The 25,314-nt window shown below is 65.5% G+C and carries 17 protein-coding genes; 9 read left to right on the plus strand and 8 right to left on the minus strand.

What is annotated here, in order from left to right; genetic code table 11:
• Positions 1-92: 92 nt before the first annotated feature.
• A complete protein-coding gene (locus B7R93_RS08060; RefSeq protein WP_103020279.1) occupies positions 93-719 on the plus strand; it encodes a gluconate 2-dehydrogenase subunit 3 family protein in 627 nt (208 codons plus the stop codon).
• 311 nt (positions 720-1,030) lie between these two features.
• Here the strand turns inward: B7R93_RS08060 and B7R93_RS08065 are convergent, their stop codons facing one another.
• A complete protein-coding gene (locus tag B7R93_RS08065; protein WP_232798189.1) occupies positions 1,031-2,377 on the minus strand; it encodes a hypothetical protein in 1,347 nt (448 codons plus the stop codon).
• A 233-nt stretch (positions 2,378-2,610) separates the two neighbouring features.
• Here B7R93_RS08065 and B7R93_RS08070 point away from each other — a divergent pair, with 233 nt between their 5' ends.
• Entirely contained in the window at positions 2,611-3,873 is a 1,263-nt protein-coding gene (locus tag B7R93_RS08070) for a hypothetical protein (RefSeq protein WP_103020280.1), read from the plus strand.
• A gap of 73 nt (positions 3,874-3,946) precedes the next feature.
• Positions 3,947-4,603, plus strand: coding sequence for an ATP-binding cassette domain-containing protein (locus tag B7R93_RS08075; RefSeq protein WP_103020281.1), 657 nt, complete (start codon positions 3,947-3,949; stop codon positions 4,601-4,603).
• A 26-nt stretch (positions 4,604-4,629) separates the two neighbouring features.
• Here B7R93_RS08075 and B7R93_RS08080 read toward each other — a convergent pair whose 3' ends face one another.
• The 3 genes from B7R93_RS08080 to B7R93_RS08090 all read right to left on the minus strand — a co-directional run bounded on the left by B7R93_RS08080 (position 4,630) and on the right by B7R93_RS08090 (position 7,079).
• On the minus strand, positions 4,630-5,907 hold the full coding sequence (locus tag B7R93_RS08080; protein ID WP_232798191.1) for an alkaline phosphatase family protein: 1,278 nt from the start codon (positions 5,905-5,907) through the stop codon (positions 4,630-4,632).
• A 95-nt stretch (positions 5,908-6,002) separates the two neighbouring features.
• Positions 6,003-6,767 (minus strand): hypothetical protein, encoded by a 765-nt coding sequence (locus B7R93_RS08085; RefSeq protein WP_232798192.1) that lies wholly within the window; start codon positions 6,765-6,767, stop codon positions 6,003-6,005.
• Between the two features lie 24 nt (positions 6,768-6,791).
• Positions 6,792-7,079, minus strand: a complete 288-nt coding sequence (locus B7R93_RS08090) for a PLDc N-terminal domain-containing protein (RefSeq protein WP_103020283.1) — start codon at positions 7,077-7,079, stop codon at positions 6,792-6,794.
• Positions 7,080-7,313: 234 nt separating this feature from the next.
• On the opposite strand from B7R93_RS08090, the gene dusB reads away from it, so the two are divergent.
• A complete protein-coding gene (dusB, locus tag B7R93_RS08095) occupies positions 7,314-8,453 on the plus strand; it encodes a tRNA dihydrouridine synthase DusB (RefSeq protein WP_232798193.1) in 1,140 nt (379 codons plus the stop codon).
• Between the two features lie 164 nt (positions 8,454-8,617).
• Here the strand turns inward: dusB and B7R93_RS08100 are convergent, their stop codons facing one another.
• Positions 8,618-9,094: a nucleoside deaminase gene (locus B7R93_RS08100; protein ID WP_103020285.1), complete on the minus strand. Its 477-nt coding sequence runs from the start codon at positions 9,092-9,094 to the stop codon at positions 8,618-8,620.
• 810 nt (positions 9,095-9,904) lie between these two features.
• Between B7R93_RS08100 and B7R93_RS08110 the strand changes: the two genes are divergently transcribed.
• Entirely contained in the window at positions 9,905-11,593 is a 1,689-nt protein-coding gene (locus tag B7R93_RS08110) for a hypothetical protein (protein WP_103020287.1), read from the plus strand.
• A gap of 60 nt (positions 11,594-11,653) precedes the next feature.
• Complete coding sequence (locus B7R93_RS08115) at positions 11,654-13,015, plus strand: SPFH domain-containing protein (protein WP_103020288.1); 1,362 nt, start codon at positions 11,654-11,656, stop codon at positions 13,013-13,015.
• A gap of 37 nt (positions 13,016-13,052) precedes the next feature.
• Here B7R93_RS08115 and B7R93_RS08120 read toward each other — a convergent pair whose 3' ends face one another.
• Both B7R93_RS08120 and B7R93_RS08125 read right to left on the minus strand, forming a co-directional pair.
• A complete protein-coding gene (locus tag B7R93_RS08120) occupies positions 13,053-13,886 on the minus strand; it encodes an HDOD domain-containing protein (protein WP_103020289.1) in 834 nt (277 codons plus the stop codon).
• Positions 13,887-13,944: 58 nt separating this feature from the next.
• A complete protein-coding gene (locus B7R93_RS08125) occupies positions 13,945-15,615 on the minus strand; it encodes a sensor histidine kinase (protein WP_232798194.1) in 1,671 nt (556 codons plus the stop codon).
• Positions 15,616-16,548: 933 nt separating this feature from the next.
• Here B7R93_RS08125 and B7R93_RS08130 point away from each other — a divergent pair.
• The 3 genes from B7R93_RS08130 (at position 16,549) to B7R93_RS08140 (ending at position 21,518) form a co-directional block, all read left to right on the plus strand.
• The gene (locus B7R93_RS08130; RefSeq protein ID WP_103020291.1) at positions 16,549-18,774 is read left to right on the plus strand and encodes an ATP-binding protein; all 2,226 of its coding nucleotides are present in this window, start codon (positions 16,549-16,551) and stop codon (positions 18,772-18,774) included.
• A gap of 388 nt (positions 18,775-19,162) precedes the next feature.
• Complete coding sequence (locus tag B7R93_RS08135) at positions 19,163-19,882, plus strand: bacteriorhodopsin (protein ID WP_103020629.1); 720 nt, start codon at positions 19,163-19,165, stop codon at positions 19,880-19,882.
• 76 nt (positions 19,883-19,958) lie between these two features.
• Positions 19,959-21,518 (plus strand): methyl-accepting chemotaxis protein, encoded by a 1,560-nt coding sequence (locus B7R93_RS08140; protein ID WP_103020292.1) that lies wholly within the window; start codon positions 19,959-19,961, stop codon positions 21,516-21,518.
• A 603-nt stretch (positions 21,519-22,121) separates the two neighbouring features.
• On the opposite strand, the gene B7R93_RS08145 is transcribed toward B7R93_RS08140, so the two are convergent.
• Positions 22,122-24,989, minus strand: coding sequence for a PAS domain S-box protein (locus B7R93_RS08145; RefSeq protein ID WP_103020293.1), 2,868 nt, complete (start codon positions 24,987-24,989; stop codon positions 22,122-22,124).
• Positions 24,990-25,314: the final 325 nt, after the last annotated feature.

Here is a 25,314-nt window from a genome sequence, read left to right on the forward strand (position 1 = left end):
AGGCCTTCGGTCTTTGTCGCCGACAACCGGTGAGGCCGGACGCGTCCCCCGTCCCTTTCTGCACTCGTTCCCTCAACGTGTTCCCGACGCCCATGAGCGACCTCAGCCGCCGCGACGCCCTCAAACTGCTGGGCCTTATGGCGGCCGCGCCCACCTTCAGCGTGGCCTGTTCCTCCGAAGAAGTGCAGCGGGCCCGCGAGCAACAATCGCAGTCGGCCCCGACCCAGCCGGAGCCGCAGGACTACGACCGCCGGCTTTTCACGGACCACGAGCATGAGACCGTCTGCGTCCTCGTCGATTGGATCATCCCGGCCGACGACCGCTCCGGCAGTGCCACGGACGCGGGCGTGCCGGCATTTATCGACTTCATCCTGACCGATGAGGCGCTGCCGGATCGGGACGAGCAGCAGGCCGCCTTCCGCGGGGGACTGGCGTGGGTCGACTACACGTGCCTCGACCGGCACGACGCCCCTTTTATCGAGTGCACCGAGGCCCAACAGCAGGCCCTGCTCGACGACATCGCGTGGCCGGAGGCCGCCGGGCCGACGATGCGGCCCGGGGTGGAGTTCTTCAACAGCCTCCGCGACCTGACCGCGTCGGGCTTCTTTAGCTCAGAGATGGGAATGGAGGATCTGCAGTACCAGGGCAATCAGTTCGTGGCCGAATGGACCGGCTGCCCCGACAGGGTGATTCAGCACATCGGGCTGGACGCGACATGAGGGTTGAGAACCTGTTTCAATTTCTGTCTCGGGGCTCCGAGCGGCAGTGAGGGCCTACACATCGCCTCCGGTCTTGGGCGGCAGCACTCTGAACGCACTTCACGGCACGGCAGCACTAGCTTCGCGTCGCGTCGCTGGCGCTCAGGGCGCTCCACGACAGCCCTCGACCCTGAGTCGATTGTCGGCTCATCGATGCTCGCTCCCCCCATCCGATCCAAAATCAACATACCAGGTTCTGAGACACGCCCCCCAGAGGCTTGTGCCCATCCTTCGAACTCCAGGTATGGGGAAGCAAGACCGGCCTGTATGCTTCAGCGGAAGGTCGCCTCGATGGCGTTCGTGAAGTGAACCGCCGCGTCGCTATAGATGTTGACCTGATAGGGCCGAAACACATCGCCCGAGATGATTTGGGAGGCGTCGCTCCAGCTCTCTGTCGTGCGCAGGCGCTTCAGGACGTCCCGGTAGGCGTCCCGGTCGCCGTCGAAGAGGGCCTCTACGTACACCTCGCGCTTCGGCGTGTGCGACGGCCCGAACACCTCCTGTTCCAGGGCCGACAGGTCGTCATCGGGGTCGGAGACGGGCGATCGTCCGTCCGACGACGAGGATGGTACGTCGGTGGGAGATGATGTGTCGGGCTCCACGGGTTTGTCCGAGGGACTCTGTTGAAACTGGGCCCAGAGGGGCTGGGCATCCTCGTCGGACGCGTCCGTCTCGGTACGCCGTTGGCCGGCGTGTTGCTCGAACTGCTTCCACATCGGGGTGGCCTCGGGGGCGGCCTCCGACGAAGCGTTCGGGGACGGATCGGAGGCCCCGTCGGCCGACGTGTGGAGGTCGGGGTCCAGGGGGGCGTCCGGCACGTCGCGAGGCTCGGTGGTGTGGTTGGGGGAGACATCCCCGGTAGAGGCGGTGTCGAGGAGGCGTTGAAGCGTGTCGGGGGATACAGTGTTGGCGTCCTCGGTCCGTTCGTGGGTGGTGAGGCGCTCCACGAGGGGGGCGGCGTTCTTTTCCTCAAAGAACGTGCGCAGGAGAGAGAGCGGGACTTGCGTCCGCCCGGTGGCGCAACGGGCCGTCTCGAAGAGGGGATCGAGGAGGTCGAGCCAGCGGCCCGCCTCGAAGTCCGCCGTTATGCGCTCGTCGACGCGCCGGAGGACGTGCTCAAAGGCGTCCGGGGAGAAGGCGTCCCGGTCCTGCTTCTCGGCGGAGGCCTGCACGGCGTTCCGAAGGTAGGCGTACGGCCCGAAGAAGCGCATGCGCCACTGCACCTGCGGCACCGGCACCGCCCCGGCCGCGTCCTCGAAGACAAAGGCGCTCAGCGTGGGGACCGGGCGCACGAGGTAGTTCGTCGTGCGGCGGGCGGCGGTGCGAAGCGTGTCGGTCCACTGGCCGCGCGGCACCTGCAGGTGCTGTTCCGCCGCGTCGAGGAACGCGTGGGTGGCGTCTTCCATCTCCGGATGGTCGTAGTCCACCCAGTCGGTCCGGGCCCGGCGCAGCTGGCGCGTTTCGCGTCGGTGGTGGTGCCGAAGAAGATGGGACAGGTAGTGTCGGAGAGGGGCCGGCATTGCGTCCGCCGTCCAGTCCGTTTTCGTGTAGGCCCGGTCGGCGGGAAAGGCGTCGAGCAGGCGCTCCGAGAGGGCGTCGGCGAGCGAACGCGTGGACATGTGGGGCGCGGCGGACAGTGCGGAGCAGTGCATTGAACCGTGGTGTCTACGTGCAGGTTGGAGAAGAGGTTTTCGGAAGGGAGACGGCGCCGCATTTCTCTTTTCGGGAGACAGTGTGTTCGGTGCGGCCAGGGGGCATTTGGTCTGATTTTCCCAGGGGCGCATGGACACGGAGGCCTGCTTGGCAATACGTTCTCTCAACCATTGGCTCCCCAAAACCCTCTCCCGCTGTCGTGCCGTCTCGTTCCCTGCCGGCCCCGATTCGTCACGTCCGTGGGGGAGCCTCCCGGCTCGCCTACGGGCTGCTCCTGGGGGTGCTGAGTGCGGCGGCCCTGCTGCTGGCCGCTGGGGCCGACCCGGGGACGCGGGCCGCGGGCCTTCGGTTGTGGGCGCTCGCGGGAGCGGGGATGTTTGCCGTAGCGCCCCCGAACGTGCTGTTCCCAGATCCGAACGTCTCGATGCTGCAGCGGCTGAACCGGACGCCCGCGGGGCTCCTGCGCTACCAGGCGCGCCGGTTGGGGCCGCTCGTGCTCCTGGCGGTGGGGCCGGCGGTCCTCGTGGCGTACGGCGATCCCGGGGGGCCCCTTCAGTACCTCGGGGCAAAGACCGTGGCCCTGGGGCAGGCGCTCCTCCTGATTGGGGGCACGGCGCTGGACAGCTTCGTGCACTTCGCCACCCTCGGGGCCCGGTCGCAGGCCTGGCACGAGGGCCGGGCCGGGCAGTGGTATGCCCGAGCCGTGGAGGAGCAGGGACAGGGGATTAGTCTCCCGCGGGGGCTCGTGCCGGCCCTCTTCGCCACCACCCGGTGTTTCGTGGTGGGCGTCGGCGTCGTCATCGCCACCGCAGCGGCCGCCACAAACGGACTAACCGTATGGGCGTGGGTGCCCGGCCTTCTCCTCGTGGGCTGGGCCGGCGTCCGCCTGCGACAGTCGCGCCCTGCCTACGACCGGCACTTCTACCACACCACGGCCTTTTACGCGGAAGTGATGGGCGGGGGCACTGTGGCGGCCACCGATCGTGCGCCGGTGCCCTACGACGCGCTCTACTGGGTGCCTTCACGGTGGCGTCCGGCCGTCTGGGCGAGCGTGCGACAGCTCGACCGCCGTTTGCCCCTTGGCCGCCTCGTGGCAGTGGCCCACCTGGGCCTGTGGCTCTTCTGCGTCCGGGGGGTGTCCCCCGCCTTCATTACGACATACCTGACACTGATTTTCACTGGGCAGGTGGCGGCCTGCGCGGTGCTCGGGACTCCTTCGGCAGCCCCCCAGCCGTTCCAGCGGGCTCTGCAGTCGGTGGGCGACTGGATTGGGACCCGCACGTTCGTCAACCTGCGCTGGTTTGGGCCGCACATGGGGAGCCTCGCGCTCGTGGTGCTATTCGGCACCACCTACGGCTGGGCCTGGGTGGCCACCTGGGCGGCCGTTCACGTCGGGCTGTCGGGGGCAGCGGCCACGGCCGTGACCCTCGCAACGGAAGGACGGATGCGCCCCGCGGCGTAGCCCTCGCTTCGTCCCGACGACGATGCGACGAGCCGCCGGCCCACACGTTTTCTTCTCCACACCGATTTGCGCCATGGCTGTCCCACTCACGCTCGACGCCCTTTCCAAGCGGTACGGCGACGGGCCGTCCATCCTATCGAGCCTCTCGCGGTCGTTTGAGCCGGGGACGCTCACGCTCCTGGTGGGACCGAACGGCGCGGGCAAGACCACGCTCCTGCGCCTGCTGGCCGTGCAGGCCTACCCCACGAGTGGAACGGTCCGCTACGGCGAGATCGATGTGCACGACGCGCCCTACCGCTACCTCCAGCGAGTCGGGCTCGTCCATGCCGGGCCCGAACTGCCCGAGCACCTCACGGCCGAAGAGCTGCTGGAATGGATCCTGCGCAGCCGAGGACAATGGACCGACGAGGAGGGCTCGGCCCGGATCGCGGCCCTGCTCGACCGCCTCCGGCTCGACGAGCGCCGCGAAAACCTCATTGGCACCTATTCGAGCGGCATGACGCAGAAGGCGCAGGTGGCCGCCGCGTTCGTGGCCGAGCCGGCGGTCGTGCTCATGGACGAGCCCCTCCGCAGCCTCGACACCGCCACCACCGAGGCCACCGTCGATCTTCTGAACGAGTTCGTGGCGGACGGCGGGCTTGCCCTCGTGGCCAGTCACCTCACCGACGCGCTACGCCCGCACGCCGACGCGGTGGTGCGCCTCGGGGAGGAGTCGCCTGTATCCGTTTAGAATGGGGCAACGAGGCGGTCGTCGGGTTACTCCGCCGTCTGGGCGGCCGCAGGAGTCAAGAGCGGCCGCGCTGCTTCCAACCGCCCGTCGTTGGGGGCCGGTTCTACGTCAAGCAGGGCGGACATCAGTTCGTAGAGGTGGATCAGGGAGAGCTGGTCGATCGTGGTTGAGGATCGGAACGCGGGGCCATGGGCCACGAGGAGGGTGTGCATCGACTCGTGTCGGGGATCGTAGCCGTGCGTGCCGCCGCCGGTCCAGTCCGGGTTCTCATCCATCCACGCCTGTGTCCGGATGCTCCACCGGTCGTCGGCAATGGCGACCACGGAGGGAATGCGGCGGTGCCCGTCGAAGTGGAGCGTGTCGGGCAGGGTCCCCTTCCGGTACGTCGAGAGGTGCGGGGCGCGGTCCAGGGCCGTCACTACCGAGTCGACCGGTACGTCGGGCGTGGGCTCCATCATCGCCACCGGATTCCGGGCGGTGATCCGCACGTCGTCGGGGTCGATGTAGTCGTCGAGCACGATGGTGCGGTCACGAGAGATCGGACTCATGCCGTGGTCGGACGTCACGATGAGGTTGACGTCGTCCTCCATGCCGCGGGCGTCGAGGCCGTCGAGCAGGCGCCGGACGAAGCCGTCCACCTCGTGCAAAGCGGCGGCGACCGAGTCGGAGCGCGGGCCGTGGTAGTGCCCCTTCGTGTCGACGCGGCTGAAGTAGAGTGTGATGAGGTCCGGGCGCGTGTCCGCCGGGCGGTCGAGCCACTGGAGGGCCCGGTCGACCCGCGTGGTGCCGGGCACGCTCTCGTCATAGGTGAACCACTCGGCGGGCCGGGTGCCCTGGACGGGCGCCTCGGAGCCAGGCCAGAAGTACGTGGCCGCGGTGCGCCCCTGCTGCTCGGCCGTCACCCAGATCGGCTCCCCGCCCCACCAGTCCGGGTTCTCGACGGCCTCCCGGTCGCTCAGGCTGAAGGAGGCGTCCATCGCCGGGTCGTACATCGTGTTCGCGATGATGCCGTGGGCGGACGGATGAAGGCCCGTGACGGTGCTGTAGTGATTGGGAAAGGTCTTCGTGGGGAAAACCGGTGTCAGGTGCTCGACGTGGGTCCCATCCTCCGCGAGACGGGAGAGGGTCGGCGCCTCGTGCAGGTCGAGGTAGTCCCAGCGGAGGCCGTCGATGGAGACGACGATGAGCGGATCGGGGGAGTCCGCCGTCTGCGCGTTCGCCGACTGGGCCATTGAAGGGGGTGCGGCCCCGGCGACCGGGAGAAGCAGCAGGTAGAGAAGAGGGAGTGTGCGTGAGGCGCTCATGGAGCCGTGAAAACAGTGGGATTGGACAGATACGACCACCGCCAGCGTAGCCATCACGGCGGGCGGCCGTGTAAAGTGCGGTGAAAGGACGGCACTCAGTCAGCGACGTGGCAGTAGGCAGCGGTCGAGTCCGTAGCCCGGACAATCCCGGGCTCGCCGGGCCGCAGCACGAACTCGCTGGGACCCACCTCGTCGGTCGCCGGATTCCAGTCGTAGGTGTAGCCGAGGCCGGTGAAAGGGTAGCCGTCCGGGCCGTAGGAGGTTGCTTTCAGCTCCCGAAACCAGTTCTGGTGGGCATCACTGACCTGTGCGTGTGCCGCGGGGGCAGGAGACTGCAGTTCGCACTCGCGGTCCGTCACTTCGGGGTCGGGGCAGGGGCGCACGAGGTCCCGGGGCCGGACCCAGAGCTCCACGAAGCGGTCGTAGTCCGCGGTTGGCGGCAGGCCGAGGCGCTGGGCGAGGCGGAGCCGGAGGGCGTCGCCGTCGCGGTCGAGGCCGCGGCAGAACTGTCGGATTTTGGGCACGGCGGTCACCCACACGTCGTGCTCGGCCGTCACCGTGTCGCCGGCCGTTGCCTCGGGCAGCGTGTCGGCCCCGCCCCAGGTCACCATGAGCACCTGCCAGGTCGAGTCCCTTCCCGTGCGCCAGACAAGCGCGTCGTTATACGGGACGAGGGGTGTAAGGCCGGTCGTGATCTCCGACGGCTCGGCCGTGCGGGCATCCTCGACGGCGGCCCGGTACTGTGCCTCCGGAGTCGAGTCGGTGGCGGACTGGGTGCCGCCACAGGCCACGAGCAGGCCGGTCACGAGCGCAGCAACGATTCCACGGAGGAGAGGGGCCACGGCGTCTTGTCTGCACATCCACGGGTCCAGTTGCATTTCTCGTTACCCGCGGCCAAAAATGAAGTACAGGAGCACGCCGCCTACGGGAAAGAAGATGATGAGGAGCGCCCAGATGACGGTACTGGTTGTCTCTCGGCCCCCGTCCCCGAGCAGGTCCACCAGCGCCACGAGATCGAGCACAATGACGATGGTGCCCCAGAGGCCCCAGTTCGTGGCGCCGAGGCGATCGAGAAGGTTGGGCCCGCCGCAGCCGGTGAGCAGGATCGTGAGCGGGGCGAGCAGGGCGAGCGAGAGCGAGCGAAGAACGGACGGGCGGTGTTCGTCGGACATGGAGGCGAAGAGGGTTGAGGAGAGAGAAGCCGTGCACCCAACCTACGAACGCGCGGTCGGAATGGGTACAGTGCCGGAGAACGGACGAAAGGGGGGAGTGGGAGAAGGAGGGGCGGGAGAAAGACGTTCCCTCCTTCCAGTGTGCCAACGCGCTCCTGGAACCACCGCCCGTGCCGAATGTGTTTTTACACTCTTCGTAGCACGTCGTTACAATCCGGATTCGATCCCGTCCCGATGCGCATCGGCCACCTCGACTTCGACGACCGGCCCCTCTTCCTCGCGCCCATGGAGGACGTGAGCGATCCGCCGTTCCGCATCCTCTGCAAGCGGTATGGGGCCGACATGATGTACACCGAGTTCGTCTCCTCCGCGGGCCTCCTCCGCGAGCAGGAGCACGAGCACCAGAAGCTGGAAATTTTCGACGAGGAGCGGCCCATCGGCATCCAGGTGTGGGGCGGCGGCATCGACGAGGTCCGGAACGCGACGCCGATGGTCGACGCCGCCGGGCCGGACGTGATCGACATCAACTTCGGCTGTCCCGTCCGCAAGATCGTGCAGAAGGACGGGGGGGCCGGGGTGCTGCGCAACCTCGACAAGATGCGCAACATCACGGCGGCGGTGATGGAGGAGGCCACCCGCCCGGTGACCGTCAAGACGCGCCTCGGCTGGGACGACGACTCGATCCACATCGTGGACGTGGCCCGCATGCTGGAGGACATGGGCGTGGCGGCGCTCACGGTCCATGCCCGCACCCGCGAGCAAAAATACAAGGGCGACGCACGCTGGGAGTGGCTCCGAAAGATTAAGGAGGAGGGCACCCGCGACATGCCCTTCATTGGGAACGGCGACGCGCTGGACCCGGAGGCCATCGAGGCGATGTTCGAGGAGACGGGCGTGGACGGCGTCATGCTGGGGCGGGGCGCGCTGGGCAACCCGTGGATTTTTGACCGGGCCAAGAAATACATGGAGACCGGCGAGCTGCCCCCGCCCCCGGACTGGGAGGAGCGCGTGCAGGTGGTGGCCGAGCACCTGTCGCTCAAGTGCGAGTGGCTTGGGGAGCGCACCGGCGTGATGGAGATGCGCAAGAACTACAGCAGCTACTTCAAGGGCTTCCACAACGCCTCGACGCTGCGCCACGAGCTGATGCAGCCGGAGACGAAGGCGGGCGTGCTGGAGGTGATGCTCAACTTCAAGCCCGACGCGCCCGACATCCAGGTGCCGGCCGCCAAGCTGCCGGAGCAGACGGCCGACCCGGACGCGGTGGAGACCAAAAAGCCGGACGTGCCCGACGACCTGCCCACGCCGGGCGGCGATGGGGCGTCCGAGGAGGTGGGGACGAAGAAGGCGGAGCTGCCAGCCTCGATGGCCTCGTAGCGCACGGACTGCGTGGTGTCGACGCATCTCCGACGCTACATCGAGCGTCTCCCTCGTGATGACGAAGGGGTTCCCAACTACCTCTCCTCGTCGGTCGCGGTGATGCTCTGGGTACCGGAGTGCAGTTGGGAGGAGTCCGGGCGTCCACACCGCAGGGGCCAAGGCTACTGGAGGTCGAACACCGCCGCGGCCTCGTCCTCCAGCACGGGCCCGATGACCTCCACCTCGTGGTTGCCCCGGGCGAGCACGTCCTCGCAGGACAGGGCCAACTGGCGCCCGGCGGTGCCCTTCATGTCGTAGAGGCGCTCGGCGCGCAGCCCAAATACGACGTGCCCGATGCGGGCCCAAAAGAGGGCCCCGGCACACATGGGGCACGGCTCCGTGCTGGCGTAGAGGGTGGCCTTCGCGAGCCGCTCCGGCGCGTATTCGCGGGAGGCGACGCGGACGAGGTTGGTCTCGGCGTGCCCGGTGCAGTCGCCCGTGCGCCCCTCCGTGTTGCCGGCCCGATCCAGAACCGTCCCGTCCGGGCCCACCAGTACGGCGCCGAACGGCGGGTTTCCGGCCGCCTGGGCCGCGGCTGCCTCGTCGATGGCGGCCCGGACGAATTGCTCGTGATCGAGGGCGTCGACGGAGTCGGGCATGCAGTAGTGGAGCTGTGCGAAAGAGAAAGAGGTGGGGGCCAGAAGCCCAGTCCGAAGTGCCACGGCCCGATCCCGGTGGTGTGTGCCCGGTCCCGGTCGCCCCTGTGTCCAAACGTCTACGGACCACACAAACGAGCCCGAACGCGTTCGGGCGTTCCGGCTCTTCCGAGGCGGGAGGCATGCGTGGTGTGCGCTCGTCCTACGACGCCGGAGTGTCCTCCATTCTTCCGGACTGGGGGTCAGCACTTTTCGTCCACGCCATGTACACACGGTATCCGCCCATGGCGGCCAACGAAAGCAGGACCCCGGCGGAGAACAGGTCGGTGGGGGCGCCTCTTGATGTGACCCCCTCCAGAATGCCAAGCCCTACGAGCGTCGGGGTGAGGAGCAGGGTCGCATGATCTCTCGGCCGGAGGGCAGCGAGCCGTGCCCTGAACGAAAGGTCCGGGTGCTTGTCTGCTGAGGTCACGCCCATCGGCGTCCGGGACTGTCGGAGAGGGGACGACAGTGGAACCAACGTCATCGCTACTGCACATAAGCCTGCACTGAGCAGACCGTTCCTAGCCCCCCAATTGAGGCCATAGGGTCCGAGTGGTGCAGGGAAGATGGGAGGCGGAACGGTACGCCGGTCGGCGCTGAAGGGCCTGTAACAACTCCGCCCGTTCCGCCGTGAAGGGACATACGGGAAACAGCAAAAATCCGCAGACTCCATTCTCTGGCACACGGACGGGGCGTGCCGGCCTGCGGCCCGGCATTCGGGGACACGCTCTTTATACAAGCATCGATTATACAAGCATCGACCATTTCCCCATGGATTCTGTGATAGGGATTACCGAAAAGCAGGGCAGCTACCAGGAAGCGCTCCGGCGGATTGGGCAGCAGGACCAGGACGGGCAGACCATCGGCATTGTCTACGTCGGGAGCGGGATGCTCAGCTTCTTTCCGACGTTCTTTCGGGCCCTCGGCCTCGTGTTTGTCCTCTCGGTGTACTTTCTGAACCAGCCGCTCGGCGTTCTGCCGGAGGGGGTGCACTGGACGATCGATGCGCTCCATGGGTGGGAGGTGGTGTCGCTCGGGACGTGGCTGACCGCCGTCCTGCTCTATCTGCTGTACTTCGGGTTCTCGCTGGTGAAGAACAACCTCTACACCGGCCAGCCCGGGGCCGAGATTCACTTCATGAAGCACGAGAAGATCGTCAAGACGCTCCGGCCCGGCGAGTGGAGTTTCGTCCTGGACCCGCGGGTTCAGCCCTACGCGGTGGTCTCCTCGAAGCTGATCGTGTTGGAGATGCCGGAGATTGACGGCAACACCAGCGAGAACATTACCCAGAAGTATCGGGGCGCCATTCGCATGCGGGTCACCGATACGTACCGCCTCCTCGAGCGGGGCGGCTTCGAGAAATTCCTCCGCCAGCTCCGGGAGGTCTACGAGAGCATCATCAAGGACGCGGTGCTGAAAATCAGCGCGCGGGAGTTTAACCAGTTCATGGTCGAGTCGGTGGCGGTGCCGGAGATTGAGGGGGAGAGCGTCACAGAGCGCCTCGACAGCCTGGAGTCGAGCGACCTTTCGGTCGAGTACCTCACGGGCGCCTCCCAGATCGAAGAGATCGACATCTCGCGGTTTGACCTTGAGGAGTCCGACGACCCGGACCGGCGCCAGATCCTGGATCGGCTGCAGCGGTTGGGGTCGGACTACGGCATCGAAATCATCGACCACATCCCGGTGGGCAACCTGACGAGCGGGGACTACCTGCGCACGCTGGCCCTGCCGCTCGTGTCGTCGATCACGCGGCTGCGCCAGGCCACCGAGACGCTGCGCGAGATTACCGAGGAGGAGATCGACGAGGAAATCCAGGCGAAGGTGGCCGAGCTCAAGCTGGCGGTGCGGGAGACCGACCAGGTCCTCCGCGAGATCAAGTCGATGCGGCAGACGCTCAACGACGAGAAGAACAAGGAAGCCATCATGCAGGCCCGCGAGGCCACCATCGAGAACGCGGCGCAGGAGGAGATCGCCCCCGCCATCTCGCTCATCGAGTCCCTGCAGGCGCAGATTCGGGCCAAGGAGATGAGCACGATCGGAGCGATTGAGCGATTCAACTCAGAGTGGGAGCAGGTTTTGGACGAGCTCGAAACCAAGCTGCCGGAATACGTCCCACAGGTCGAGTCCGTCGTCGTGGGGGGGGTAAACGAGGACATCATCCCCGGGGAGGATGTGGTCCAGCGCGTACTGGAGGACACCGGAACGCTGCAGCAGCTCGAACGCCTCGTTGAGGAGGCCGGCGACTCCTACACCGAGGCGGAGATTGAGGAGATCATCCAAGAGATCGAGACGAAGGCCGAGAACGTGAACGTCGACGAGATTATGGGGCGTCTCCAGACGGCCCTCGATCGGATCTCGTCCGCGTCGGAAATCTCGACCGAGCGGTTTTCGCTGGACAACGTTGAGGCGCGGCTCGAAGAAATTTCCGAGGACGTCGAAGCGTCGCTGCAGGAGGACTAGCGTGTTCTCTTCGTCCTCCGTAGTTCACTTCGCATTGGCATCGAAGAAGCCCACCCCGTTATGGAACGCGTACAGGACGCCGCCGGCGACATCGCGAGCGACGTAGGCGACAAGGCCTCGGACGAGCTCCAGGCCTCGATCGAGGAAGGACGGAGGAAGGTTCAGGGGGAGATCGAGGACAAGCTCGGGGCGATGGTCGGGATGGTGACCGACTCGGCCCGCGAAACCCTCAAGGAGCAATTTCGAGGGATCGACGAGGAGGAGGTGCTCAAGTTTGTCCCCGACCAGCGTCGATTTGCGGGCATCGGGCCCCTGCTCATGGGGCTCTTCCTGCTGGTCCTGCTGCCCTCGATCCTCAACGTGGTCGCCTACCTGTTTTTCCTCGGCGGCGCCCTGGCGTTCGGGCTCCGGTATCTGCTCAACGCCAAGGTGGACGTGCCGGAGGGCTACGAGGGGGTCCTCTGTCGATTCGGGGAGCCCTACGAAGACAAAGAGACCCGCAACGGGCGCAACTGGCTGTTTCAGTTCTCCGACTACATCCCCTACCTCGTCTCGAAGCGGGACCAGGTGGTGGACATGCACAACGCGAACTTTACCGCCGACTACGCGAGCATCGGCATCTCCAGCCAGATTGTCTTCCAGGTGGTCGACTCGAAGAAGTTCATCGCGAACACGACCCCAGCGGGCATCATGAAGAGCCTCAACCTCTACGCCTCCTACATCGCGCTGCGCATCATTACCTCCGTGGAGGACGCCCGCGTGAAGTTCAGCGGCCGCGACTCGCTCGACAACATCGTGGCGGCGCTCAACGACCACCTGTCCGACGACTTCGGCATCGAGGTGACGAACGTGAGCATGCCCTCGGCCAACAATCAGATTCTGGAGGACCTCGAAGAGATCCGCACGCTGCTCAAGGAGATCGACGCCATGAAAGAAAAGCGGCAGGTGCGGCTCGAATCGGCGGTGAAGGCCGTCGAGTCCGAGCTTCGCACGAAGCGGAAGCAGGCCCGTCGCCTGACCCCGGAGCTGCAGCAGGCCAAGATCTCGCTGGACACTGACATCACCGAGCTGGTCAACGAGAAGCGCCAGGAGGTCCTCATCGAGGCGCGGCGAAAGCTGGAGGAGGGGGCGTCGGAGCTGGACCGGGACCTGGCCAACTTCCGGGCGCGGCTCAAGAAGGCCATCTCGCTGCAGAGCTCCCTGGAGGCGCTCAGGCGCAGCTTTGAGCTCCGGACGTCGAAGCTCAAGCGCCGTGCGTTCAATCTTATCGGCCCCGATCAGGTGACGGTGCTCGGCGCGTCCGGCATCGGCACCGGCGTGGGGCTGGGCATGAGCACGGACGTCGTCAAGAAAATTCTAGGCAACGGGGCCGACACGCTCGTTGAGCAGGACCCAACGGTCCAGGATCCGGCAGCGGGATAGGGCACCTGTGCCGCCCAACTGCGGGGCCGAGCTCGAATCAGAATATGCCCAGGTTCGCGGCGTAGTCCGTCGCGTCCTCGGCGGCGAGGGCCACGGGCTCGTCCGACAGGGGCGTGTTGGCCGTCGACAGGTCTTGGGGCAGTGCCAGCGGGGTGCCGGCCAGGTCTTGCAGGGCGAGGGCGCTGCCGGCCCGAACGGCGACTGCCAAGGTGCGCTGCCGACCGGCAGGCCGCCCTGCGAGGTCGATGGCCGTATCCAGGATCGAGCAGACGCGGTCCGACAGGTTCCAGTGCCTACTGGCCTGCAGGGCAAGGGCGCGGTGACTTTCTCCGAGGAGACGATGCTCCTCGTCTGCTTCCGGAAGGGGCGCGTCTTTTTCGGCGGCCAACGCCCCGTATGGATCCGGGGCGGAGTACAGAAGCACGAGCCGACCCATCATGTGGATGAGGCCCACCGAGAAGGCCAGGTGCGTCCACGCGTCGTCCAGGTCAAGTTGGCGGGCCAGCTGCTGCGTGAACCGCCCGGTGAAGATGGAGGCGTACAGGATGCGGTCGAGGAGGTCCGTGTGGTTCGTGAGCTGCTCCCGCATTTCGTTGGCGCCTTCGAGGATGACGATGGACGTGACCTCGATGAACCCGAGGAGACGCACCGCCTGCCCGACGCTCTCGACCTCGTGTCGCAGCCCGTAGTACGCGGAGTTTGCCCGGCGGAGGATGTTGAGGGACGCGGACGGGCAGTGCTTGACGATGTCGATCAGCTGTGCAGGATCGGTCTGCCCGGACGCAATCAACTCCTCGACCTCCTCAATTCTGGATGGGAGTGTGGGAAACGATACATCCAGCAGTTCGGGCTCCACAGCACGTGTGCTCATGATCGAAAGGAACGAGGAACGTGATGCGAGGAGTGCGGACCCGTGTCCGCACCCGGTGTTATTTCGTGAGGGATCCCCGGTTGTTCGGCGACGGAGCAGTCTCCTCCACGGGCTGTTCGGCAGAGTCGTCTCCACGGCGCTGCGCATTGCAGTCGGTCGTTGGAAGTTGGGCGAGGAACCGGCTGCCCGTTCCGGCCTCGGTCTCCACCTCAATCGCCCCGCCCATCTGCTCGGTCGCTTCTTTGGTCACCGCCAGCCCGACCCCGGCGCCCTCGTACTCACGCCCCAGTCCCGTGGAGGCTTGGCGAAACGGCTCAAAGAGCTGGTCAACCATCGCCGGCTCCATCCCGGCCCCGTCGTCTTCGACCTCCAACACGGCGCAGTCCGGCTCCGAATAGGTCCGTACCTCCACCGTGCCGCCCTCCGTCGTGTACTTGATGGCGTTGTCCAGCAGGTGTTGCAGCACGAGCTGGACCCCGTTTTCGTCGGCGCGCGCCTCCACCGGGGCCGCGTCCAGCCGCAGGTCGATCTCCTTTGCCTGGGCGTCCGCCCGATACTCCGCGACGGCCCGGCGGGCCTGCTCGGCGAGGTTGACTGCCTCGACGCCGAGTGCCATCTCCTGTGCCTCCAGCTGCGCGAGGTCCAAAATGTTCTCGAGGGTTTTGAGCAGGCGCTTTCCGCTCTCCTCGATCAGGTCGGCGTAGCCGGGTAGGGGCGTGGCCTCCGGCAGCTCCAGCTCGCTGGCCCGCGTGCCGATTGCCTCGGCGAACCCGATGATCGCGGTCAGGGGAGTGCGGATTTCGTGGTTCATGTTTGCCAGCAGGGCGGACTTGAGGCGATCGGCCTCCGCGGCCTCCTTTTCGGCCTGCTGGAGGGCCTCCTCCCGGTGCTTCCGGGCCGTCACGTCTTCGAAGTGAAAGATGGCCTCGCGGATCTCACCATCCGTTCCCCATACCGGGGCCCCGCTTACCGACAGTGTGCGCTGGGTCCCATCTGGGGTCCTCAGCAGGCACTTTCTGTTGTGCACGCTGCGCCCCGCCTGGAAGACCTGCGAGATGGGATGCCTCGCATCCGGCGTCCCGTTTTCCCCGACAAGGGATGCCTCCGCGGCCGTGGGGTCGTGTTGGGGACCAAAAAGCGCATCCACCTCGGGGCCAAGCATCCCTTCGGCCCGGTCGCTCACGTCGATGGGCGTTCCGCGCTCGTCGACCCGAACAACCGCGTGGGGGGTTGTCTCCACGAGACGGTCCAGAAGATTCCGCTGCTCGCGGAGGCCCTGCCTCTGGGTCCGAAGCCGATCGCACATCGACCGTGCCCACCGTATGGCCCCTCCCTCCGCGAGGGCCACAACGGCCAGGGCTCCGCTCAGGGCCCACGGGCTCGTCTGAAGGGTTGGGGGCCACAGCAGTCCCCCCCCGACGGCCAGGGCGCCCACGACGAGAAACGACAAGACGGGGCGCATCGAGGCACTTCCGAGGGCCACCAGTCCCCCAAAAACGGCGTACATGAGAAGAACGCCCAGCGCATACTCCCCGGCAAACTCATTCAGCGCCGCCAGCACCACGGTCCACGCCATCATGCAGCAGAGGAGGCCCCACGTGATCCCCACGTGACGACGACGGATCTCTTCCGACACGTAGGAGGCCGCGAGCAAGACCACGAGCAGTCCCGCAACGCCGAGGTGAATCCACCAGCCCGGGGCGGCCTCAGTGCTGGCAGGGCGGTGCAATGGGGCATACAGCGATGCCAGAATGGCCCCGAGCAGGCACAGCAGCCGGGTGACTCGAACGTGGGCACGTTGACCGACAGGAAGCGTCTCGCCGTCCATTCGAAGCAGAAAGAAAAGTCTCAGGGTTGGCGCATTGGACAACACCGAACGACGCAGACCAGTGTGCCAGTCGCCGGTGGTGGTCAGTATCTCTTTGCTCTGCGACAAGAATTTCACCCGAGTGAAGTCCGCCCTGACCACTCCGCAATCGGTCACTTCGAGGACGCCTGCGACCGAAGTGCCCGAGGGCGCTCGAGGAAAAATCTCTTCGAGTCCAGAGAAGGGTGGGGCCTCGTGACCCGTAGTGAGATTTTTGTCGTGCAGTGTGTAGTGGCTCAGTCCCGTGTCCCCAAAGCACTCCCCTCACTGGATTGCAGTTATCGGCTCGACCGGCAAAGCATTAAAGGCCTCGCGTCGGACCGCCCGTCCTCCGGGCTCAACTTCGCTTCGGACAATCCCCACCCTGCCTGCGAGAGTACCCGCCGAGGCCGGAATTCTTCCCTCGAAGGTGACGACAAAGCCGCCCACGGGCCCACGCAGGTGGAACCGAAAACAGGAATGGGAGGGAGGGCCGGGGGCAACTGAAAGACTGAAAAGCAAATGAACACCGAACGAGTGCCGGGCCGTGGTGGGAAAAATGCCCTACGCCTGGCTCAGTGCCGCAGCGTGCATGCCCAAATTTTCCGGCGATCAGTAGCTGTGAAAGGACCTCCCCGAAGGGCGGTTCCCCAATACAGGACCCCCCGAAGGACGAAATTCGACGGGGGCCGTGACGACGCACGTCGAGTTTGACGAGTCCGATACGGATCCGATAGCGGAGCATTTTCGGCGCTCTTCTTGCTCCAAAAGAGCACGCACCATGTCGCGGTGAGTGTTCTGCACGACAGTCCAATCATGACCGGAAGCCTGATCGATACATTCCCCTCCCTGACGTACGTGGGGTACCTTCTTGCCTTCGTCGTTGCGGCGGTCGTCTGCCTCGGGGCGGGGTGGCGGGCCCGGTCGGCAGTGTCCGATCCGGAGACGCGACGGGCCCTGACGTGGTTTTTTCTGGGCAGCGGGGGCTGGGCCGGGGCCTACGTTGGGTTTTTGCTGGTGGAGACGGCCCTCGGGAAGCATCTGTTCTACCAGTTCAGCCTGATCGTCGGCTTTGGCACCGTCTTCGCCTGGCTCTGGTTCTGCTCCGCCTACAGCGGGCGCACTCTCCACCGAAACCGGACGGTTCAGTGGTTTGCGGCGGCGGTCTACCTTGCCGTGACGGGCCTGAAGGTGACCAATCCGTGGCATGGCCTCTACTACGGGCTGGAGCCGACCGGCGGGGCGTTTGGCCTGGTCGTGACCCACGAGACGCTCTACTGGGTCGTAATGGCCGTGGCGTACGCCCTGTCGGCCGCCGGCTACCTGATGATCTACGAGCTGTTTCTGAAGGCGGAGGCGAACGTGGTGCCCCTGGCGGCCCTGACCGGCCTGACGGCCCTGCCGGCAGCCTTCAACGTGATCGGGCACGTTGAGCCGTCTCTGCTAGACATCACCCACGAGCCGCTGGGGGTGTCGGTGTTTGCCGCCGGGCTGTTGTTCGTGTATGAGACGCAGCTTAGCGTCGTGCAGCTGGCGGGGAGTGCCCAGGCCCCAAGCCTCACGGTCGGGGGGGAGGGGCGGATCCGAGGGCTCGGGGGTGGGGTCACGGACGCTGTGCCGCCCCTCGGGGAAGAGGATCTTGGCCGGCCCCTGGCAGAGGTGCTCCCGGGGCTGGTGAAGACGATTCGGGACGGGCGGTCGGTGTGGACGGTCGAGTTCAACGGCCGTCATCCAGAGAGGGGACGCCGGCGTGTCGATCCGGGACGTGGGAGTCGGTATTTCCAAGTGGTACAGGCCGGCCTGCGCGAGTCTGGGGACACCCAGACGGTAATCCTGTCGGACATTACGGAGCGGAAGCGGCGGGAGCGAGAGTTAAGGGAGAGCGAACGGCGCTTTCAGGCGATGCTGAACGACCCCAACATCCTTGCGGGCGTGCTTGCGCCAAATGGGACATTCCAGAAAGTCAACGACACGGCTCTGGAGTATATCGAGGCGACCCGGGAGGATATTCTCGGCCAGTCCTTCTGGGACACGCCCTGGTGGAAAGCGGAGGACAAGTCGGCTGTTCAGGAGAAGGTAAAGAGCGCGGCGGAGGGGGAATACGTGAGTTTCGAGGCCGAGCATGTGACGCCGAGCAGAGAGGCGCGGAACGTCACCGGAATCATGCGCCCGGTCACCGGTGAAGAGGGGGAGGTCGTCTCGATTTTTGTCACGGCCCGAGACATCACCGAGCGGAACCGGAAGGCTCGGCGGCTCAAACAGGCGAAGGAGCAGGCCGAGCTCTCGAAGCTAGAGGCCGAGGAGGCCAGCCGGATGAAATCGGCGATGCTCGCAAACATGAGTCACGAGATCCGCACTCCGTTGACCGGCATCATCGGGTTCGCCGAGGCGATTGGGGACGAGATTGAGGGGGACGACGGAGTGGCCCACTTCGCAGACCTGATTGAAGACAGCGGGCGCCGGCTGTTGGACACCTTGGACGCGGTGCTCAACCTTTCGAAGCTAGAGGCCGGACAGATGACCCTGGAGTCCCGGCCGGTCGATCTGGCGGAGCAGGCCCACCAGGTGGCCAAGGGGTTTGCGGCCGAGGCCACGGAAAGCGGGCTTGCGCTGGAGGTCGAAGCCAGCGCGGCCGGCGTCCGGGCCGATGCGGGCGGGCTTCAGATTGTGCTCCAAAATCTTCTCTCCAACGCGATCAAGTACACCGAGGACGGGACGGTTCAGGTGCGGACGTATCAGGAAAGTAACGAGGCTGTGTTGGAGGTCGAAGACACGGGAATTGGGATGAATCCGGGGGTGGCCGACTCGCTCTTCGAGCCGTTCCGGCAAGGGTCTGAGGGGTTGTCCCGTGAGTACGAAGGAACGGGCATTGGACTGGCGGTGACGAAGAAAGCGACTGAGCAGATGGGCGGATCGATCGAGGTGGAAACGGAGAAGGGGGAGGGGAGCACGTTTACCGTACGGTTCCCGGCGAGACACGGGGCTGATGAGGGCCCAGCGGGGAATCGAAGGGAATCAGGCCGCCTCGATCGCCACGCGTAGACGGAGGAACGGGCCGCTTCCGAGCCGCCCCCTGCGCCGGCCCCCACAAACCGTCCGCCTGACGTCGGTATTGGGAAAGAGATGCACGAAACGCACCCATGCACGATGCGAGCCCGCAATGTGTTTTGTCGTCCTGTATCGGGCACAACGCACTGAGTCTCGTGTGCTCGACTTAAAAACGGCCCACTAAACCCGATAACTCAGTACTGAAGAGTACTCCGGTTGACTCTGGGGCTAGCAGAAGCGTTGTGGGAGACAAGTGGGCCCGCACGTCCTCCTCCCCTAAAATCTTGTTGCAAGAATGGCCCTGTGCGAGGCGGAGCCGAAAGGCCCCTTCGTCTGGCAAAAGCACGAAACGTTCTCTCCAAACCTTGAGATCAGTACTTTCATGGACCCGATTACGGTCATTTACATCGTCGGCACCCTCGGAATGCTCATCGGGATTCCCCCGGCCCTGTCGCTCATGGGCGACGAGGTGGGGCTGGACTTCGATTATCTTTGGGCCATCCCGGGAATTGCGGCCCTGATGTACCTGCTGATGGCGTTTGACATCGGCTCGGTGCAGTTCCAGGGCTACCATGTCCCGATTCCCCGGTACATCGACTGGGCCCTTACGACGCCCCTGCTGGTGGGATATACCGCCTACGTCGCGGGGGCTGGCCGGAACACGATTATAGGTATTGCCCTTGCGGACTTCCTGATGATCGTGCTTGGCGTAGGGGCCGCGGCCTTTTCCTCTCCGACCCAGTGGATGTTCTTCGGGCTCTCCTCGGTGTGCCACGTGGCCATCCTCGTCTCCCTATACGGGCCAGTGCGCAGTTCTGCGCTGGAGGAGCCGCCCTCCCACCGACGGCTCGGGCGGCTTCTTCTGAACTACATTGGGCTTCTCTGGCTGGCGTACCCGCTGGTGTGGCTCTTCGGGCCGGGGCTGCAGTGGGTCGACGCGACGGGGATCGCGGTCATCATCAGCTACCTGGACGTGACGGCGAAGGTCCCCTTCGTCTACTTCATCTACCGGGCCCGGCAAAACTTCGTCCAGGTGCAGGACAAGGTGCCCGAGGCCGCCTCCCCACAGGACAGCACGGCGGCGGTCCCGTCTGCTGCCTAAACTCGATCCCCTGCAGCATTTTCCCCTGTGGCACTTCCCGCTTCACTGTTCCGGTTCTACAACGCCCTGATCCCCTATGCAACGGTTCCTGACGAAATACATTTTCTGGTATGTGCTCACTGGCATCATGATCGTGGCAACGGTCCTGGTCACGCAAAGTCCCCTCGCCAGCGGGCTGGCGACGTTCGTCGGCTTCCTCACGATCGGGTCGATTACGGGGACGATCACGATCACCACGCTCACGGACCTGCGCCACGTGACCTCGAGGCTTGCGGAGGGCAACCTCGACAAGTCCATCCGGACCGGGCGCAGCGACGAGTTCGGCGACGTGTACCGGGCGGTTGACGACCTCCGGCAGTCGCTTCTCAATCGCATTGAGGAGGCCGAAGAGCGGAAGGCCGAGGCACAAGAGACGAAAAGCAGGGCGGAGTCCCTCGCTGAGCAGCGGGCGGAGGAAAAAGAGGCCTTGTCGGAAGAGGTGGACCGAATGGTCGAGGCGATGGACCGCTTCGCCGCGGGGGACTTGACGGTTCAGGTGGGCACTGAGATGGACGGAGAGCTGGCGTCGAAGATGGAGGCCTCCCAGGCCGAGGAGATCGCCCGCCTGCAACGCAGGTTCAACCAGTCGGTGCAGAACATCCGGCAGGTGTTTGGCCGTCTTACCGAAGCGATCGACCAGACCGACGCGGTCGCCAACCGGCTCGCCGGCTCCGCTGACCAGCTCAATGCTGGGGTCCAGACGCAGGCCCAAAAGGCCGACGAGGCCGCCGCGGCGATGGAGCAGATGGCCCGGACGATCGACGACAACGCCGAAAACGCGACGCAAACGGCCGAGGCCGCTCAGCGAAACGGGGAACTGGCCGAGGAGAACGGAGAGGTGGTCCTAGAGGCGGTCGGCAAGATGGAGGAGATTGGGGATGTCGTGAAGCGCTCCGCCGAGACCGTAAGTGGCCTGAAGGAGTCAAGCGAAGAGATCGGCAAGATTGTCGCGACGATCGACGAGATTGCCGATCAGACGAACCTGCTCGCCCTGAACGCGGCGATCGAGGCGGCTCGCGCGGGGGGCGAGGGCTCCGGCAAGTCGGGGCAGGGGTTTGCCGTGGTGGCCGAGGAGGTGCGCGAGCTGGCCGAGCGAACGTCGAAGGCGACCGACGAAATCGAGCAGATGGTCGGGTCGGTGCAGAAGGACACCAGTGAGGCGGTGGGGGCCATCGAGCAGGGACAGAGCGAGGTGGAGGCTGGCATCGAGCTGGCCGGCCAGGCGGCCGACGCCTTTGAGGAGATTGTTGACAGCACCGGGGGCATTACCGACCGGGTCGATAGCATCGCCACCGCGACGGAGGAGCAGGCCGCGACGGGCGACCAGATCTCCGAGAGCGTGCAGTCGATCTCGGATGTGTCCGACGAGTCGGCCCAGGACATTGAAGGGGTCCTTCAAGCCGCCGAGGAGCTGGAGGAGCTGACCGGCAGTCTCCGTGGCGTCGTCGAAGAGTTTCACGTTGGCAGTCATGGGGGAGACAACGGCCCCGCGGACCGTCCTCAGGCGTCTTCGACCGGCACCGGTGGGGGCTTGGAGAACGCGACGAGTGGAGACGGTGCGGCCCCGAGAAGAGAGGCACCGGGGCTTGGGGCGTAGAGTGGGCCCCGAGGGCGTCCGCTCGACGGGCCGTTCTTCCTGGGGATTGCGTGACCGGAGGGCCCGGGGCGGAAAGATGCCGTCCCGGGGTCAGTTCGGAGACGAACGACGCCTCCCCATCGCTCCTGGGCAAGCCTTTCGAAAGGCCTGAGAAGCTGTCTGGGGGATTGATGTTCAGCCGACACGAGCGTAGCGACTGACGAGTCTCGGCCGAGCAAACACAGTAGGCAAAGCTGCAAAATGGTGCCCAAGTGGGTCTCTGTCGCGGGGGCCGAGCAAGAGCGAGGTCATGCCCCTGGTGAGCGACCGGGCAAATGCAGAAGCCATTTTGCGAGAGACCCACGAAGTCGCAGCGCTGGGAGCAGAGCGACCGAGTGCTTTCAGAGTGCGCTGAGAGCAGGGCGACCGAGTGCTTTCAGAGTGCGCTGGGAGCAGAGTGACCGAGTGCTCATCGGAGTGGCCACAAGGCGTCCGCCAAGCAGTTTCTGAAGGTCGCGCCTGTCAGGCTCCATGTCTCGTTCGGAAAACGTCTCCCGGATGCAGCGCGCGCCTGCGCCGGAACGGACGAATCGCCGTCTCTTGTCTGTAGGGGACCGGCCGGTGCTAGGTCGTGGATGAGGATCCGTCGGCCGAATTCTCTTCCGTCGAGGCCGGAAGCCGGACGGTAAACCGAGTGCCCGTGTCTTTTTCGGTGTCTACCTCGATCGCCCCCTTCATCTTGGAAACCGCCTCGTTCGTGACGGCCAGGCCGACGCCGGTCCCCTCATATTTGCGGTTCAGTCCTTCCGACGCCTGCCGGAATGGCTCAAACAGGCCCTCGGCAACCGCCGGGTCCATTCCAATTCCGGTGTCCTCCACCACCAGTACCGCGCCGTCCTCCGCCCGAAAAGATCGAACCCAGATCTGTCCTGCCTCTTCGGTGTACTTGATGGCATTGGAGACGAGATTCCGGATTACGATCTGAACACCGCCCTCATCGGCCTCGGCCATGGCACGATCGGTCTCGAGCTGAAGGTCGATGTCTTTCTTCTCGGCCCTGGGACGGAGTTCCTGGACGGTCCAGCGAATCTGTTGGACCAGGTCCACCGGCTTTGTCTCCATCTCCATCTGCCCGGCCTGTAGCTTGGACAGATTAAGGACCCCTTCCAGGGTTTCCAGCAGCCGCTTGCCGCTCCGCTCTATCATGGTGGCGTACCCGGGAAGCGGACTGTTTGGGAGGTCTAGTCCCCCAGCCTCCGAGCCAATCAGTTCGGCGAAGCCGATGATAGACGTGAGGGGCGTGCGGATCTCGTGGCTGATGTTGGCGAGGAACGCGCTCTTGAGGCGGTTGGCTTCTTCGGCGTCGGCCTTCGCTGTGCGAAGGGCCTCCTCCCGCTCCTTCTGGTCGGTGATGTCTTGAATCGCGCCCCGCACGCGGACGGTCCGATTGTTCACCTCCTGCGGCTCCCCGCGGGTGCGGATCCACCTCTTCTCGCCGGCCTCGGTAATCAGGCGGGCCTCTACGTCGTAGGGCCCCTCGCCGTCGACGGCGCGGCGGAAGGCCTCTTCGGCCGCTTCTCGATCGTCGGGGTGGTACAGCGCATGGCTCCGTTCGGGGGTCATCCTGCTGCCGGGGGAGAGGCCGTGGATGCGGTAGGCCTGGTCGGTGAGGGTGAGGGTGCCCGTGTCCAGGTCAAATTCCCACCCGCCAACATTGGCGATCTCCTGGGCCTGCTGGAAGAGATCGTTTTTCCGTTCAAGCTCCTCCTTGCGTCGGCGCCGTTCGGTGATGTCCTGGGCAACGGCCATCCCGGCAATCACGGCGCCGGTTTCGTCCCGAACCGGAAGGGCGCGGTTGAGGTAGCGACGCCCGCCCATCTCCTGCTCAAACACGTTCTTCTCTCCATCGAGCGCACATCGGAAATGCTCTTCCAGCTCCCGGGCCAATCCGTCCGGGAAGATGTCACGGGGACCTTTCCCTTCGACGTCCGAGGGGGCAAGTCCCACATCTCTGAGGTCCCGTCCGCCGGCCAGGGTGTACTGGAGGTCTTCGTCGAAGAGAAACACGCCGCCCGGGAAGTTCTCGATGAGCGTCTGGTAGCGCCCCTCCGCCGCCCGAAGCGCCTCCTCCCGTCGTTTCCGTTCGGTAATCTCCCGGGCCGAAACGACCATCGAGACGGTGGCCCCGTCGTCACCGACGACCGGTCGGATTGAGCCCGCGACGGTGTAGGGATCCCCGCAGGACGTCTCAAGGTCCGCCTCGTACTCGACGTACTCTCCCCCCGCGGCCCGCTCGACTTTTTCCCGGATGCTCGGCCGCGTCTCTTCGTCCCACCACGGCGTTTCCCAAAACGGCTGGCCCACCACGTCCTCACGTCGGGCATCCACATACCCCATCGCCGTCTCGTTTTGCTCGATGAGCGTGCCGTCCGGCGCGAGCACCCCGGCCAGAAGGTTCGGGTCGTTGAACGTCGCCCGGAAGCGCCGCTCACTCCGTTTCAACTCCCGCGCCCGCCGTTTCCGGTCGGCGATGTTGCGGCCGACGCATACGATCTGTCGTTTCCCATCCGGGTCCTCGACGAGGTTGCCCACGAACTCGTAGGGCACTGTCGCCCCGTCGTCGATGCGGAGGGGCACCTCAGCCTGGCCGCTGCCGGTCTTAAACACCCGCCGGATCGCTTGTTTGGCCTGTCGCTTCCTCCTGGCCGAGACGAACGGGCCCGGCGCGTCCACGTCTCTAATTTCGTCGTCGGAAAGACCGGTCGCCTCCAACACCCGGTCGTTCCACCACTGGAATCGGCCCTCCTCGTCCAGGGCAAAGAACAGGTCGTCGGTTGCGTTGAGTAGACGATTGGTGTACCTCCGGTGTCCTTCGAGCTGATTGCGCTGCTCCCGAAGTTCCTGTTCCTGACGTGCAAGACGCCGCCGCACGAGCAGCACCCACCGTGCGACGATGCCCACGAGGAGGGCCACCATCACCATGCCCCCTCCCAATACCAGTGGGCTCACCTGAGCGGATGGGGCCCACAGCAGGGCGGCCCCCACAAAGAGCAGGCCCGCCAGCAAGAACGACAGCACGGACCGAAGCAATTCGCTGCTAAACAGTACGAGTGTGGCCGAGACGGCGTAGACGACGACCATGCCCACCACGTACTCCCCGGAAAACTGATTCGCCGCTGCCAGGGCCGTGGCCCAGGCCATCAAGACGTAGAGCATCCCCCACGCAACGCCGACACAGTGAGTGCGGAGCTTCTTGAAGACGTACGTGGCCCCAACGAACGCTCCCAGAAGGCCCGCAATGCCGAGCCGAACCCACATCGGATCGGTCGCGGTGGGCTGCACGACCCTGTACAAGAGGCCGTAGAGCGGAACTACAATGCTTCCCAGAAGGCAAAGCAGACGCACGACCTGCACCCGTGACTTGGCAGTGACGGAGAGCGTGTCGTCGTTCGGCCAGAACAGTGTGGCAACGTCAAGATCGGGAGCAGACATGGCACGTCCCGGAAGCGAGAACCCCCGGCAGCCTCGTATTTGGAAAAGATGTGAGAACCGCCTGCAAGCTGCGGCACACCACCTTGCATTATGGGCTGTGGAGGAGGGTTCCGGGCTGAGAACCTCCAGGGGAAAATCTGCTGGCCTTCACGTTGTGACCTCCTGCGCCCAAGCCGGTGGAAGGGGCGAATGGACCGGTGGGGGACAGCTGCATGTGGAGTACATCGTAAGGCCCTTTGGCTGCCCTAGGCGGCTCACCCATCCCTGCCGCCTCTACGTCTGAGGCAGCGGCGCTGTCCATGGAGGTGGGTCCCGTTCTCCCCAC

The sequence above is a fragment of the Salinibacter altiplanensis genome, assembly GCF_002894645.1.
Lineage (GTDB): Bacteria > Bacteroidota > Rhodothermia > Rhodothermales > Salinibacteraceae > Salinibacter > Salinibacter altiplanensis.